This window comes from Paenibacillus sp. 1781tsa1, assembly GCF_024159265.1.
In the GTDB taxonomy this organism is placed as follows: Bacteria; Bacillota; Bacilli; order Paenibacillales; family Paenibacillaceae; genus Paenibacillus.
Genome location: NZ_JAMYWY010000001.1, coordinates 6,736,619 through 6,751,968, shown reverse-complemented (window position 1 = coordinate 6,751,968; position 15,350 = coordinate 6,736,619). Strand labels below are relative to the sequence as shown.

The window sequence follows — 15,350 nt, the reverse complement described above, 5'->3', positions numbered from 1 at the left end:
GACTTAGAAGAACGGAGGATGGATATGTCGAAGCAAATTTTGATCTTGGGTGGAGGATACGGCGGTCTGTTGACTGCATTGACTGCACGTCAATACTTGTCTCCGGAAGAAGCGACAATTACTGTCGTTAACCGTTACCCTACACACCAAATTATCACGGAACTGCACCGTCTTGCAGCAGGAAGCATTGCTGAACAAGCTGTTGCTCTTCCACTTGAAAAATTGCTGCGTGGCAAAAACGTGAACTTGAAAATCGATACGGTGGATACAATCAAGCCGGACGAGAAAAAAGTTCTGATGACCAGCGGCTCCACATACTCTTACGATGCACTTGTCGTTGCTCTGGGCAGCGAAACGGCATTCTTCGGAATTCCGGGATTGCAAGAGTACAGCTTCACGCTCAAATCGGTTAGCGATGCAAACCGTATTCGTGCACACGTTGAAGCTCGTCTTGATGCTTACAAACAGTCCGGCAACAAAGCAGACGCTACGTTTGTTATTGGTGGCGGCGGCTTGACAGGTATTGAGCTTGTTGGCGAATTCGCTGACCTGCTTCCTGCAGTATGTCAAGAAAAAGGGATCGATTTCAAAGAAGTATCCCTGTACACAGTTGAAGCAGGCCCTTCCATCCTGGCAGGTTTCCCGCCAGAGCTGGTTGATCGTGCTAAATCGAGTCTTGAGAAACGTGGCGTTAACTTCATCGTTGGCGTAGCGATTACTGAGATGAAAGAAAATGAAGTTCTGCTGAAAGACGGCAGCTCGATTCCTACGAATACACTCGTATGGACAGGTGGCGTACAAGGCAACGCTGTTGTTGCTAACAGCGGAATTGAAGTGGATCGTGGCCGTGCGAAAGTTACGGAAGTTCTGCAATCTACTTCTCACAAAGACGTGTTTGTTGCTGGTGACAGCGCAGTGGTCTTCCCTAGCGAAGGTGCTCGCCCTTACCCTCCAACAGCACAATTGGCTTGGCAAATGGGTGAAACCATCGGTCACAACCTGGGCGTAATGTTCAAAGGTGGCGCAATGGAATCCTTCACACCAGTATTCTCCGGTACGCTGGGAAGTCTGGGTCGTAAAGATGCTGTCGGCATGATCGGTGGCAACCAGACTCGTCTGAAAGGTCTGCCTGCAACCATGATGAAAGAAGCAAGTAACATCCGTTACCTGGCTCATATTCACGGTTTGTTCGCACTGGCTTACTAATCTTAAATGCTATTCAAGGGCGCCCTTTTGGGCGTCTTTTTTAGTTGTCACGATTGCAAAGAATCATAGATATTCAGATGTGAAAAAGCTATGGCAGAAGCGGTCGATGTGAGATTGCGTATAAACCACATATGGGGTATGGCATATTAATGGGACAACGGAAAAATTCACATTTCAGAGATGTACTTAACGAATATGAACCTGGAAGCCGGCGCTTAGAAGCGCCGGCTTTCGTTTAAATTATAGATGAGTATCTATATATATAATGAACGGATAGCTGCAACAAGTGGTCCGTTCAACCGAGAGGAGAAATGACGTATGAACGTTTTAGTTATAGGAGCAAATGGGCAAATCGGCAAGTTTGTGGTGGAGCAGCTGGCACAGGAAGGCAAACATAAAGTAACGGCCATGATCCGCAAACCGGAGCAGGCGGATGCATTAAAGGAACTCGGTGCCGATGTGGTGATCGGGGATCTGGAGGGCAGTGTGGAGGACTTGGCTGAAGCCATGAAGGATCATAATGCGATTGTGTTTACAGCGGGTTCTGGCGGATCTACTGGTCAGGACAAAACCCTGTTGATTGATCTCGATGGAGCAGTTAAAACGATGGAAGCCGCTGAGCAGCAAGGCATCTCCAGATATATTCTGGTCAGTGCGTATGGTGCAGATCAACGGGAGAAATGGTCAGAGTCCATTAAGCCTTATTACGTGGCGAAACATTATGCGGATCGTGCCTTGTTTGCAAGTGATCTGAATTACACCATTATCCGCCCGGGTGGTCTGAAGAATGAACCAGGCACAGGCAAGATTGCGGTAGGAACTGATCTGGAACCGGGGAGTATTCCGCGAGAAGATGTGGCCCGCGTAATTGCGGCTTCTTTGCAGGAAGAGAAGACATACCGGATGGCCTTTGATCTGATTGCTGGGGAGCATCAGATTGATGATGCCTTGGGCAAACTGTAAAAGGTATTGTAAGATAACGGGAGAATGAAATGATGGGGATGAGGGGGAGCGCTGCATGAACGAAGCCGTGCTGGTCATAGAGGATGAGCCCAAAATAGCACGTCTGCTTGAACTGGAATTACAATATGAGGGATATCAGGTGGGCAAGGCAGGTAGTGGAACAGAAGGATTGGAGAAGTATGCAGACGGGCAATGGGATCTGATTTTGCTTGATGTGATGCTGCCTGGTCTGAGTGGAATTGAGGTGTTGCGCCGAGTTCGGGCCAAAGATGCTACAGTTCCGATCATTATGCTCACCGCCAAAGATTCTGTGGAAGACAAAGTATCCGGCCTGGATCTCGGAGCCAATGACTATATCACCAAGCCGTTCCAGATTGAAGAACTGCTTGCCCGAGTTCGGGCCGCATTGCGGCTTAGTGCAGTGGCGTCTGTTGTTTCTTCCGCGTCTACGTCTACACCTGCTGATACAGGCAATGACTCGTCTGGGCATAAGCATGAAGCTGAGGCAGGCTGGTTGACGGCTGCCGGGTTGAAACTGAATGAAGGAACGCGAGAAGTATCGCGAGATGGCGTAGCCATTGAACTTACGCCACGTGAGTTCGACCTGCTGGTGTATCTGCTGCAGAATCAACGTCAGGTGCTCAGTCGTGATCAGATTGTGCAGGCTGTGTGGGGATACGATTATTATGGAGACACCAATGTGGTGGATGTGTACATCCGTTATGTGCGCAAAAAGGTGGATAACGGATTCACACCGCCCTTAATACATACCGTACGGGGCGTAGGATACGTCCTGAAGGAACAGTCATGAGCCTGCGCAGTAAAATCTACGGATATTCGTCTGTATTATTTGCTGTGCTGTTAATCGCGGTGAACCTGTCCGTCTATATCGTGTTTGAACGAATGTCGATAGATAACGAGGTTAATCGGGTGGAAGCGGAAGCGGAGTCTATTGTCAAAGGAGTGCGTCAGTCTGCCGGCTCCATTCCGCCGGACGACTTGCTGCGGGCCTACGCGCCTGTGAACGGCATGCTTCGGATCGTTAATGAAGACGGCACCAGTTCTCCGGTGACGACAACATCAGCTTCCGAGCAGCTGAGCAAGCTGCCCTATAAGTATGAAAGTGAGAAGAAATCGGAGTATACCCAAGTGGAACAGATTGGCTATGTGTGGGTTTCCGTCCCGGTCATCTGGCCTGATGGTGAGGTAGTGAATGTACAGGTCACCGAGAGCATTGCAGAGACGGAGAATCGTCTGTCTGTACTGCGTACTGTGCTAGTGGCAGTCACGATTATTGCCCTGATTCCGGCCATTATCTCCAGCCGAATTCTCGCGAACCGGATGACCAGACCGATTCAGCAGATGACACGTACGATGAGTGACATTCAGTCCAGCGGACAATTCAAGCGTCTTCCTCTGGAGGAAGGATCGAAGGATGAATTGAAAACGATGGGACAGACGTTTAACCGGATGATGGACCTGCTCGAATCCAACTTTGAGCGGCAGGAGCGATTCGTATCGGATGCATCTCATGAACTCAAAACGCCGCTGACCATTATTGAGAGCTATGCCAGTCTGCTTCAGCGGCGAGGAAAAGAGCGACCTGAAGTATTCGATGAAGCTGTAGAAGCGATCCTGTCCGAATCGGTTCGCATGCGGGAGATGACCGAGCAATTGTTACTGCTTGCGAAGCAGCCGGAGCAGTGGAATGTGCAGTTGGAGCCAGTGGATATCACGAGACTTGCAATGGATTCCACACGTGCGTTTCGCGAAGCTTACCACCGGGAAGTCCGGTTTGTCGATCCAGGTCCAATCTGGGCAATCAGCGATGAGAGCAAGCTGAAGCAACTGTTGTTTATTTTGCTGGATAATGCCCGGAAGTATAGTGAAGATGCAATTGAAGTCAGGCTTGAAGCCAAGGGGCAGGAGTGCCGAATTCGGATCGTGGATACCGGGATTGGTATGCGGGAGGACGAGCTGGAGAAGGTATTTGACCGATTCTACCGGGTTGATCCGGCCAGAACACGCAGCTTGGGCGCAAGCGGTTCGGGACTGGGATTGTCGCTTGCGAAAGAACTTGCAGGAGCAGTGGGAGCCCGGATTGAATTGACCAGCACCGAGGGTGAAGGCACCGAGGCTTCAATTATTTTGCCAATATCCGTTCAGAACGGGCCGCTCTCATGAAATTCTCATTCTTCTCTTATATACTGATAAGCATCAGATCAACTGGGGAAGATAGGAGAGCTATAAGGGGGAAACGGGATGACAGAGCATGAGCAGCGACCACCGGAGATGAAGCGGCATGAACAGGGGAACAGTGGATGGGCGAAATCGCGAAGATCACTCTGGTGGGGCTCAGGGCTTCTCATTGTGCTGATTGTGGCAGCAATTGCTTGGTGGAAGCCTTGGCAATCGACGGGTGCGGTACTTACGGCAGAAGCGGCAGCTCAATCCGTACTGGATCAATATCCGGGTGAAATTGTGAATTCCACGTTGAAGGACGGGACGTATATCATGCAGCTCCGTTCGGAGACCGGATTATATGACGTGCAGGTGGATGCCGTCACGGCTACGGTGAATTCTATCAAGCGGCTGGAGTCGAACCCACAAGCGGAAGAGAAGACGTTATGGAGCCGCGAGCAGATCAAGACGGCATTGTTAAAACAACAAATAGATAACCAATTGGTCTCGCTTGAACTTGTAGAGCAGCAAGGCAGTCCGGTATACACGGCGGTAGTGAAGGCGAAGGATAACAGCCGTGAAGAACTCACGATTGATCCATATACGGGAGAGACGATATCGTCCAAAACAATAGCAGCCCCGACAACTGAACCAACCAAGGATGATCCCAAACCTCAGTTTCTGAGCGAGAAACAAGCCAAGCAGAAGGCACTTGCAGAGGTCCCGGGGGAAGTGGACGATATCGAACTGCGTGGAACCAACAGCGGGAATCCGTATTATCTGGTTGAGATTGATCTGGAGGATGGCCGGGAGGCTATTGTGCAAGTGAACGCGATCTCGGGAGCCATTCGGTCCGTGACATGGGATGAAGACGAGGATTAAAAGTTAAAGTTCAGAAGAAACCCCTTTGAATACAGGGTAAAATCGCTTCAAAGAGATGATTCCTTCATTTTAGGGGATCATCTTTTTTCAATTACATGGACAATGAATACCCGTTAAATGAGCAATCTCCTCATTTTCTCATCAAATTCTAATCTAACTCTCGCTGATCTCTCATTCCTGCAGGTTATTCTATGAATGTAGACGAGAACGAAACAACAAACGAGGAGATGAATGATGATGATGAACAAACATAAACTTTGGATTGGTAGCTTGTCAGCAGCAGTATTACTAGGTGGATCGGCCGTAGCGGCTAGCGGGAATGTGAACGGACAATCGGTACAAACTACACCAACGTCAACAACACAATCCGTAACACAGAATCAGAACAGCACAGGCAAAATGCTGAATGCATCCCAAGCAAAAGCGTTAGCGTTGAAAGCAGCCGATGGTAAAGTGGATGACGTGGATCTGGAGCGTAGAAACGGCCAAACGTTCTATGAAGTTGAGATCGACAGAAAAGGCAAAAATGATGTTGTCGTTCGTCTGGATGCTTATACCGGAAAAATCCTGGCGGTCGTGGATGATGAAGACTACGATGATGACGATGACTATCAAGGCTCTGTAACAGGCAATACATCTAACAGCTCTGCTTCCAAGCAGGTCAAATTGACGGCATCCCAAGCTTCAAACATTGCGTTGAAACAAGTTACGGGTGGTAAAGTAACCAAAGTCGAGCTGGATCATGATGATGGTCGCTACGTGTATGAGATCGAACTGAGAACCGCTCAAGGTGAAGCAGATGTAGATATCGATGCCAACACAGGTAAAGTGTTATCGTTTGACCAGGATTTTGACGACCAGGATTAAGTAATAAGGGCGAGTATACGCTGACAAAACAACATATTAAAACCTGCCTATGAACAGCCACACACAGCTAGAGATTGTTACATCATGAAGGGGCAGGGCAGGTATAGCAGAGGACGCTTCGGGGGAAGCGTCTTTTTGCTTTTTATGGAGAGCGCGGAGTATGAAATTGTACATGATCCGCCGGATTGTTCACTATTCGAGCAGGAACGTGGCGGATACAATCAGAATCAAGGAGGTGAAGCCGGGCCAAACAATTTTGCCAGGAATTCTAATGCTGAAATGCATCATCGATCGGAGGCAGATGAGACATATCAATTTTATTTTTTATGTAAGCGCTTCATAAAAAACATGGAGGTGCATTACGATATGGCTATGAACGATGGATGGTTGAAAAAGAATACACACTCACGCCGCTTTCGCTTTACTCAGCACTTGAGTTATCTGCTTGTTTTGGTGCTGGCGCTGCAATCAGTAGGCATGCTGCTCGCACCTGGATCGAATGCTTCAGCTGCTCCGCTCAGTGTAACGAACGGGGTACAGTTCAAGGACACCAATGGCAATATCGTACATGCTCATGGGGGCGGGATGATCAAGGCGAATGGGTATTATTACTGGTTTGGGGAGAACCGCAATCCGAATGGAACGTTCAAGGCCGTGTCCGTGTATCGTTCATCGGATCTGAAGAACTGGGAGTATCGCAATGATGTGCTCACCAGCAGCTCGGCAGTTGAGCTAAATATCTCGAACATTGAACGTCCGAAGGTCATCTACAACAGTGCTACCGGCAAATACGTACTTTGGATGCACAAGGAGAATGGTCTGGACTATGGCGAGGCCAGAGTGGCCGTAGCTACTTCTAATACGGTTGATGGGAACTACACGTATGTGGGAAGTTATCGTCCACTTGGATATGATTCCAGAGATATGACGGTGTATAACGATAACGGAACGGCTTACCTAATCTCCGCGACCCGAGTGAATGCAGATCTGAATATATATAAGCTGACCCCGGATTTCCTGGGTGTGGAATCGCTTGTTACAACACTATGGCCAGGACAATATCGTGAAGCACCTGCTTTATTCAAAAAAGACGGCGTCTACTTCCTGATCACCTCGGGTGCAACCGGCTGGAATCCAAATCAGGCCAAATATGCAACAGCCTCCAGTATTACAGGCACATGGAGCGGCCTTAGCAACTTCGGAGACAGCACAACGTATGGTTCTCAATCCACCTATGTCGTTCCAGTAGAGGGTTCACAGACCACATCCTATCTCTACATGGGCGATCGCTGGGCTGGGGCGTGGAGCGGGCCTGTGCAGGATTCCAAGTATGTCTGGCTGCCACTCTCGTTCCCAAGCGCAACCAGTCTGGCGATGAACTGGGCCAGCAGTATCACGATTGATACAGCAACAGGTACTGTGACCGGAGTGAATACACCGGATGTCTGGGACGTGAATGCTTCATATCAGCTGATTAGCCGTAAAAGCAACAAGTTACTGAATGTCATCGGGGGTTCCTCCGCCAACGGTGCGGATTTGGAGCAGCGGGCAGATGGGGGAACAACAAGTCAACAGTGGCAGATTACTGATGCGGGTGGCGGTTATGTCAAAATCATCAACCGTTCCAGTGGCAAACTGATCGGTGTGGAAAATGGTGCTACCACCGATGGAGCTGTCATTGAACAGTGGAATGATGGGGGCTGGGCCAGCCAGCAATGGCAGCTCGTCCATGTAGGTGGTGGATATTATAAACTGAAGAACCGCAGTACAGGCAAGGTTTTGGACATCTCCGGTCAATCGTTGGCAGATGGTGCTGCGGCCATCCAGTGGACGGATAATGGTGGTACGAACCAGCATTTTCAGATTGTAAAAGTGCAGTAAGACGGTATGAGTATTAGAAATAAGGTTCCAAATACAGATAAAGATACAGACAAAGCCCTTGTCTCTTACCTTAAGGTGAGACAGGGGCTTTGTGATGTGTTCGCGCTTGTTATGTGATGCTCTTGCTCAATGAAATATGCAGATGATGGCTCACACATCGTGATCTACTTCCGATCAATGTCATACCAAAGTATGGTAAACTAGTAGAATTGTAGAAAAAGATAGAGACAGGAGCTGGATAACGAAGTGAGTGAACAACAAGTGCTATCTATTGAAGGCTTGCGTATGAGATACAACGGACGTTATGTGTTGAATGGCATCGATCTGGAAGTGAATCGCGGTGAGATGATTGGATATATTGGCCCAAACGGGGCTGGCAAAAGTACGACGGTTAAGATTTTACTCGGGCTGGTTGAAGGGTATGTAGGCACGGTGCGAATCTTTGGTAAAGATATTGCGGATGGCGATGTGGAGTATAAACGCAGAATAGGCTATGTTCCGGAGGTCGCGGAATTATACGAACAATTAACGCCTGCGGAGTACCTGACTTTTACGGGAGAGTTATACGGCATATCCTATGAAGATGCGGATTATAAAGCCAAGTTATTGATGGATTGTTTTGGACTTGAAAAATCATATCATTCCCGCATTGCATCCTTTTCCAAAGGCATGCGGCAGAAAGTGCTGTTAATCTCTGCGCTGCTGCATGACCCGGAACTGTTGTTCCTGGATGAACCGCTCAGCGGATTGGATGCCAATAGTGTGATGGTGGTCAAAGAGATTTTGTCACAATTGTCAGCCAAAGGCACAACCATTTTCTATTCGTCCCACATCATGGATGTGGTGGAGAAGATCAGCAGTCGAATTGTACTGATCGCTGAAGGACGCGTGGTGGCAGATGGTACGTTTAAGCAGCTCCAACAGCAGTCCTCGGAAGGGACGCTGGAGGAAGTATTTAATCAATTGACAGGCTTCAATGAGCACATAGCCATTGCGGAGCGATTTGTATCGATTGTGCAGGAGGTGTACTGATATGGAGGAAACCTCCGACTTCCGCACGCTGAAGATCCTGGATCGCTTTCGGCCAATCATCGCCAGAACAGGGGCAGATTATGATGCGCTGCGCCTGATTTTGCGGGTGAAATTCCAGATGGATCAACGCAGAGTACCTACCATTTTGTCCAACAATTCAGGGAAAAAAGAGCGCAAGGAAGGTAATCAGTTTCATCGATCCCTGTGGTTGTATGGATTAATGGGACTGATGATGGTTCCCTTCATCGTGTGGGATACAGGGCATTTCATGCTTCAGATGGGTCTGGTGTTCGGTATCTTAATGTTTATGATCATGACGTCCATGATCTCGGATTTCTCCTCCGTACTGCTGGACATCCGGGACCGCAATATTATCATGACGAAGCCTGTTAATGGGCGAACAGTAGGCATGGCCCGAGCTATTCATGCAGGTGTCTATCTGGTACTGCTGACGGGTTCGTTAACTGGCATACCGTTAATTGCCGCGTTGGTGACGCATGGGATCGGATTCTTTCTGATCTTCCTTGTGGAATTAATTTTGATCAACATGCTGATTCTGGTGACCACGTCCCTGATTTATCTTCTCATGATGAAGTTTCTGGATGGCGAGAAGCTGAAGGATATGATCAATATGGTACAGATTCTGCTCTCGGTGGGGATTGCGATCGGTTATCAGCTGGTCATTCGTTCGTTCAGCATGTTTGACTTTGGTATGGTATTTACACCGGCTTGGTGGCAGTTGCTGTTGCCCCCGTTATGGTATGCGGCTGCCTATGAATGGTTATTTGCAGGGGGAGGGAATGTGTGGCTCTATACGTTCACAGCACTGGCAGTCTTGGTTCCTGTGGTATGTCTGATCGTATATGTGAAGCTAATGCCTGCCTTTGAATTGTATCTGGAGAAAATGGCACACTCGGGTCAGTCATCTGGACGCAGACGCGGAACATGGGATCGTTTGATCTCCAAGGTGGTCAGTCGTTCCAGAGAGGAGCAGGCTTGCTTCCGTCTGTCCGCCAGCATGATGCGTAATGAACGGGAATTTAAGCTGAAGGTGTATCCATCGCTTGGTTTATCCTTTGTTTTGCCTTATATATTTTGGTATACCCAATTGCAATCCTCCACCTGGGCGGAGTTTAGGCAAAGTTCGTTCGTATACACCTTTTACATCGTGCTGATTCTGGTTGTAACGGTGGTAGTCATGCTGAAATTTTCGGGACAATACAAGGCGTTCTGGACCTTTCGCGCTGCACCGATGGCGAATGATAGTGTGTTGTATAAAGGCGCTCTGAAGGCGTTCTTGTGCAACATGTTCCTGCCTATATTTCTGGTGAATGCCATTCTGTTCACCTGGACATTTGGATTACGGATACTGCCGGATATTGCGATCATCTTGTTGACGGCAACCGCAATTGTCCCACTGGCAGGCAAGTTGTTGCTGCGTAAGCCGCCGTTCTCCCAATCCTTCAGTGTGGCGCAGCAAAGTGATGGCTGGTATGTATTTGCCGCCCTCCCTGTGCTGGCCATGTTATGGGGAGTCCATGTCTTTTTCCGCTCAGTGTCGGGGGGCGTATGGATCTATGGTGCAATTTTGATTGTGGCGAATGTGTTGCTGTGGACGCTGCTGTTTCGGGAGAAGAAGACAGCGAAGAAGAAGTCGGTTGCAGTTTGAGAATAGAGTAGTAGAACAGAAGAATAAAAGAAAAGCGATAAGGGATTAGAAAGTAGAAGGACGAAGTGATAAGAGCCTATAAGAGTTAAGAGTGCTAAGAAGAGCTAACCTGGACATGGATGTCGGGGTTAGCTCTTTTTGTTGTGTGATGCTATCCTCAAAGAAACTTCATCCGCAGCGCTAACGAACATGAGACAACCTATTCACGGTCAAAATCTGAAATATAAATTCTAACGAACCTCAGGAACGCTATCCTTCGGAAAAGTAGCTATTTAGCTTGAAAAAGGAACAATCCAGGCACAATAACGTGTCTGAGATTCGTTAGATTTTAGATCCATGTTAAAAGGGGCGAATAGCGTGTATCAGGTTCGTTAAGATGGACTGAAGCAATGGAGGCTCACTTTCGGTACGTTGAAATAACGAAATCGAGCGAAGCCCGTGATAAGTTCAAGGTAACACTATAACTTTGAATGAATAACGCGGTGGCGGATGTGTTGGTGGTGTGAATATGCTTAGGTGGCCGGTGCTGCTTGTATACGATGCTTTACCCAGTCTAGTAATGAGGACTAGCAGTAACGTCCCGCACAGCGAGCAAAGTTGAGGTTCAGGCGTGTGAGGACGCATGAGCACACAATCAACCGCTTGAATTGTGATAGAAGCGAGTGAGCTAATACGGGATGGTCTCGACTTGTTTACGGCGTAGGAGTCAACGATTGGAATGGTTCTTTATCTGCATCTTCTGGCAGATTAGGGCGCTCTAGTTCTTATGGCCAGATCGAAGGATGGATTCCGCTAGCCGATCAGCTGCATCGGCTGTGGAGATCGCAGATTGCGCAGCTTCTGCGTATACCTTGCTTAGCGTGCATGCAATCCCCGCCACCTTTTGGCGGATCAGGTCAGGCCCGGCGCCTTCCAGCTCGTAGGCGGTGGAGATGATCCCGCCTGCGTTGAGCACATAATCAGGCGCGTACAGGATGCCGCGCGCCTGCATGCGGCCTGCAACCAGCTGTCGTTCACTCAGCTGGTTGTTGGCCGCCCCGGCAACGATGGAGCAGCGTAGCTCCTCCACCGTTGCCGGGGTCAGTACGCCCCCTAGGGCACAGGGGGCGAAGACCTTGCAGTCAGCGGCGTGGATATGGGCCGGATCGGCCGGGATGGCGCCGCTGAACTGCACAAGGGCACGTTGTACACGATCCGGTACAACGTCTGCCACAATGAGCCGTGCCCCGGCTGCATGCAGGTAACGGCACAGGGCATACCCGACCTTGCCCAGTCCCTGGACGGCAACGGGAATGCCCTGCAATGATGCAATGCCTTGCTGGCGCAGCGAGGTCACAATGCCGATGTGTACGCCGTAGGCGGTCATCTCGGCAGTGAAATCATCCTGCGCCCCAAGCGAACCGGTGGTGTCCGTCACATGTGTGGTCTCCAATCGGATCTGGTCCATGTCTGTCGCCGTGGTACCCAGATCAAGGCCGGTCACGTACCGCCCGTTCAGCCGCTCCAGACAACGTCCCAGTGCGCGAAAGCGCTGGGCCCGCCCGGATACGTCCGTATCCGGGCTCCCATCTATATGATGCGACACTTCCTCAGCAACGATTCCCCCTTCAGAGGCAACGCTCTCTTGCTGCTCTACCTTTAGGTCTCCAGCGACCGGAGCACCACGAACAGACCCATAACTAACCTCATCCGGTGCCGCACTCTTCGCAAAGGGTGCATCCCATATGACCACCTTCCCGCCGCCATACGGCAGTCCAGAGATTGCATTTTTGTACGTCATGCCTTTGGCAAGCTTCACAGCATCCCGAACAGCTTCTTCCTCGGACGCATACGTCCAGTAGCGGCATCCGCCAAGCGCAGGTCCAAGGACCGTGTTATGAATGGCAATGACCGCCCGCAATCCACTATCTGCATCATGGCAAAAAATGAGTTCCTCCATGCCTTCCCGCTCCATCTCCTGCCATAGCTGCATGACGGCACCCCCTTTTTGTTTTGACCCATCCATCCTGGTTCTGACCTGATATCCTGTGCCAGCGTGCTTGGCTTTATGATGATACAGCATATTCAAAGACCCTCGTTTTCGACCCTGGGACCTCCGCCGGGTTGATAATCGGTACAAACGGTTCTATAATGGCAGTTCCGGCATGCCAGAGAGCAGAAAATGCCTACGGATTTACATCCAACCGTTTAGAATGAGGGTATAACGTCCAATGATGGAGATAGAGCGAACATACAGGAAGCATAGATGATACGAAATCGTCGAGGATATGCAGCAAAGGGCCAATTCCGTTGTGAAGGAGGCCAGGAAAGAGGGATTGTGATTGTTTAAAATATTGGTATTTATCTTTTTGATCCAGATTGTATATGTATCGGCTTATACATTACGGATGATTCTGACACTCAAAGGCCAGAAATATATCGCCGCACTGATCAGCATGGGTGAGATTGTGATCTATGTGCTCGGTCTGAATCTGGTGCTCAAATATCTAACCCAACCATCTGCCTTGATCGTTTACGCGGTAGGTTATGGACTCGGTGTATTACTCGGGGCCTGGATCGAAGAGAAGATTGCCCTCGGTTACGTTACCGTTAAAGTAATCTGTAACCAGATGGGAAGCAACGTTGCGAATGCCCTGCGGGACAAAGGATACGGTGTTACTGCGTGGGTGGGTAGTGGACGTGACGGAGATCGGCTTGTGATGGAGATTCTGGCGAAACGAAAAAACCAGAAACTGCTCTATCAGACAATTCTCAGCCTGGACCCCAAAGCATTTGTCATTACCGTGGAGCCCAAACAGTTCCATGGCGGCTTCTGGACACGTTCCATTAAAAAGTAAAATCGAGCAGGTCTGCGGCAGATGCAGTCCTGCTTTTTTTATTTCATCCCATCTGGAATTGTCTTGTTGCCACGATATATCCATGAAACCTTACTCCCCAAGTTAACTCTGTACGATTCAAGGTTGCTTACAGTACAAATCCTTACCATACCAGCCTTTCCTAACCACATGTGAGATAGGGATTATTGTTGTAATCGCTTTCGACATTTACATTGAGAACATGTCCTTCGTACCTGGCATGGCAGCGATGGACGAATGTCATCATCATATATTGGGAGGAATGGAATCGATGAAAACTAAATTTCGAAGTTTATGCAGCACAGCCTTGGCTCTAACGTTGGGTTTAACTTTATTGTCCGGCCCGGCAAGTGTGCAGGCGGCGGGTAACGCAGACTACAATCTTACAGGCTTCTCCCAAGGGAACGCGGGCGGCGGCATCATTAGCGAATCAAACACAGCCACGTATAAGAAAGTGTATAATGCGACCGATCTGGCACTGGCTCTGAAAAAGAACTCCGGCGTCAAAGTTGTTGAGATCATGAACGATCTGAATCTGGGATGGAATGAAATTCCGAGTGCAGCGCAGACTTCTCCTTTTGCCAAGCATAATGATGCGCTGACGCATCCCGTATTAAAACAGACCGGTGTCAGCAAGCTCACGATTGACGGTTTCAATGGACTCACCATTTTCTCCGCTAACGGCTCCAAAATCAAACACGCTGCAATCAGCGTGAAACGAAGCTCCAACGTCATCATCCGCAACCTGGAATTCGATGAGTTATGGGAATGGGATGAATCCACCAAAGGTGATTACGACAAGAACGACTGGGATTACATCACCTTGGAAGAGAATAGCAACGTATGGATTGATCACTGCACATTCAATAAAGCCTATGACGGACTTATCGATTCGAAAAAAGGAACCAGTGGCGTGACCATCTCCTGGTCCCTCTTCAAAGGGGATGATGGCAGCTCGAACAGCTGGGTCACCCAGCAGATTAACGAATTGGAAGCAAACAAGGCTTCCTATCCCATGTACAACTACCTGCGCAGCAGTGCTGTAGGTCTCAGTAAAGCAGATATTATCGCCATCTCGGGTCCGCAAAAGAAAGGACATCTGGTCGGTTCCACCAGCCTGGAGTCGGCTAACGCCAATCTGTCCATGACGCTGCACCATAACTTGTACAAAGATATTCAGGACCGGATGCCACGCCTGCGTGGAGGCAACGCACATGCATACAACATCGTGATGGATGCGACTGGGGCACGTGCCGCTAAAGCCAAAATTACAACGGCGATGGCAACAGCGATTGCGTCCAAAGGTTATAAGTTCGATATCATTGGCAATGGGGCAATCTCGACAGAGAGCGGAGCCGTATTAGTTGAGAAATCAGTCATTAAGGATGTTCTGTATCCTGTTCGCAACAATCAGACCGATCCGGCAGATCCAACGTATACCGGTAAAATCAGAGTGACCGATACCATGTATTCTTTGGATGGCAGCTCATTCCGTGGCAGCAGTGATACGTCTGGCAGTCCACTGGCGCCAATCCCGGCTGTGGTAAAATCATTCTCCTGGAACGGCTTCTCGACACTCCCATACAGCTACACTACGGATGACCCATCCACGTTGAATTCACGTCTCACGGCTTACAATGGTGCGGGTTCGGGTAAATTGACCTGGTCCAAGGACAATTGGTTGAAGACGAGTTATTAGGCGATGATGTGATGTAAGTCTGAGAACAATGCGAGGGGTATCAGCGTATCCTGCTGCTTGTTCAAACAAGAAAAGAGTACTCCTGCAGCTACGATAGCCGGGAGTGCTCTTTATT

The 15,350-nt window shown here is 49.2% G+C and carries 12 protein-coding genes; 11 read left to right on the top strand and 1 reads right to left on the bottom strand.

The window, feature by feature from the left end; genetic code table 11:
• Positions 1–24: 24 nt before the first annotated feature.
• The 9 genes from NKT06_RS30185 (at position 25) to NKT06_RS30145 (ending at position 10,681) form a co-directional block, all read left to right on the top strand.
• Positions 25–1,206: an NAD(P)/FAD-dependent oxidoreductase gene (locus tag NKT06_RS30185; protein WP_253441802.1), complete on the top strand. Its 1,182-nt coding sequence runs from the start codon at positions 25–27 to the stop codon at positions 1,204–1,206.
• Between the two features lie 318 nt (positions 1,207–1,524).
• A complete protein-coding gene (locus NKT06_RS30180; protein ID WP_253441800.1) occupies positions 1,525–2,169 on the top strand; it encodes an SDR family oxidoreductase in 645 nt (214 codons plus the stop codon).
• Positions 2,170–2,224: 55 nt separating this feature from the next.
• A complete protein-coding gene (locus NKT06_RS30175) occupies positions 2,225–2,980 on the top strand; it encodes a response regulator transcription factor (protein ID WP_253441798.1) in 756 nt (251 codons plus the stop codon).
• Positions 2,977–4,353 (top strand): sensor histidine kinase, encoded by a 1,377-nt coding sequence (locus NKT06_RS30170; protein WP_253441796.1) that lies wholly within the window; start codon positions 2,977–2,979, stop codon positions 4,351–4,353. Before NKT06_RS30175 ends, NKT06_RS30170 begins: the two co-directional genes overlap by 4 nt.
• A gap of 78 nt (positions 4,354–4,431) precedes the next feature.
• Positions 4,432–5,232, top strand: coding sequence for a PepSY domain-containing protein (locus NKT06_RS30165; protein WP_253441794.1), 801 nt, complete (start codon positions 4,432–4,434; stop codon positions 5,230–5,232).
• Between the two features lie 237 nt (positions 5,233–5,469).
• Positions 5,470–6,099 carry a PepSY domain-containing protein gene (locus tag NKT06_RS30160; protein ID WP_253441792.1) on the top strand — a complete coding sequence of 210 codons (630 nt, stop codon included), beginning with the start codon at positions 5,470–5,472 and terminating at the stop codon, positions 6,097–6,099.
• A gap of 477 nt (positions 6,100–6,576) precedes the next feature.
• A complete protein-coding gene (locus tag NKT06_RS30155) occupies positions 6,577–7,980 on the top strand; it encodes an RICIN domain-containing protein (RefSeq protein ID WP_483311641.1) in 1,404 nt (467 codons plus the stop codon).
• A gap of 246 nt (positions 7,981–8,226) precedes the next feature.
• Positions 8,227–9,012, top strand: coding sequence for an ABC transporter ATP-binding protein (locus tag NKT06_RS30150; protein ID WP_253441788.1), 786 nt, complete (start codon positions 8,227–8,229; stop codon positions 9,010–9,012).
• A 1-nt stretch (position 9,013) separates the two neighbouring features.
• Entirely contained in the window at positions 9,014–10,681 is a 1,668-nt protein-coding gene (locus tag NKT06_RS30145; protein WP_253441786.1) for a hypothetical protein, read from the top strand.
• A gap of 757 nt (positions 10,682–11,438) precedes the next feature.
• Here the strand turns inward: NKT06_RS30145 and NKT06_RS31810 are convergent.
• Positions 11,439–12,653, bottom strand: a complete 1,215-nt coding sequence (locus tag NKT06_RS31810) for a Leu/Phe/Val dehydrogenase (protein ID WP_301290222.1) — start codon at positions 12,651–12,653, stop codon at positions 11,439–11,441.
• Positions 12,654–13,002: 349 nt separating this feature from the next.
• Here NKT06_RS31810 and NKT06_RS30130 point away from each other — a divergent pair, with 349 nt between their 5' ends.
• Positions 13,003–13,518, top strand: coding sequence for a DUF2179 domain-containing protein (locus tag NKT06_RS30130; protein WP_091012544.1), 516 nt, complete (start codon positions 13,003–13,005; stop codon positions 13,516–13,518).
• A 289-nt stretch (positions 13,519–13,807) separates the two neighbouring features.
• A complete protein-coding gene (locus NKT06_RS30125; RefSeq protein WP_253441784.1) occupies positions 13,808–15,235 on the top strand; it encodes a pectate lyase family protein in 1,428 nt (475 codons plus the stop codon).
• Positions 15,236–15,350: the final 115 nt, after the last annotated feature.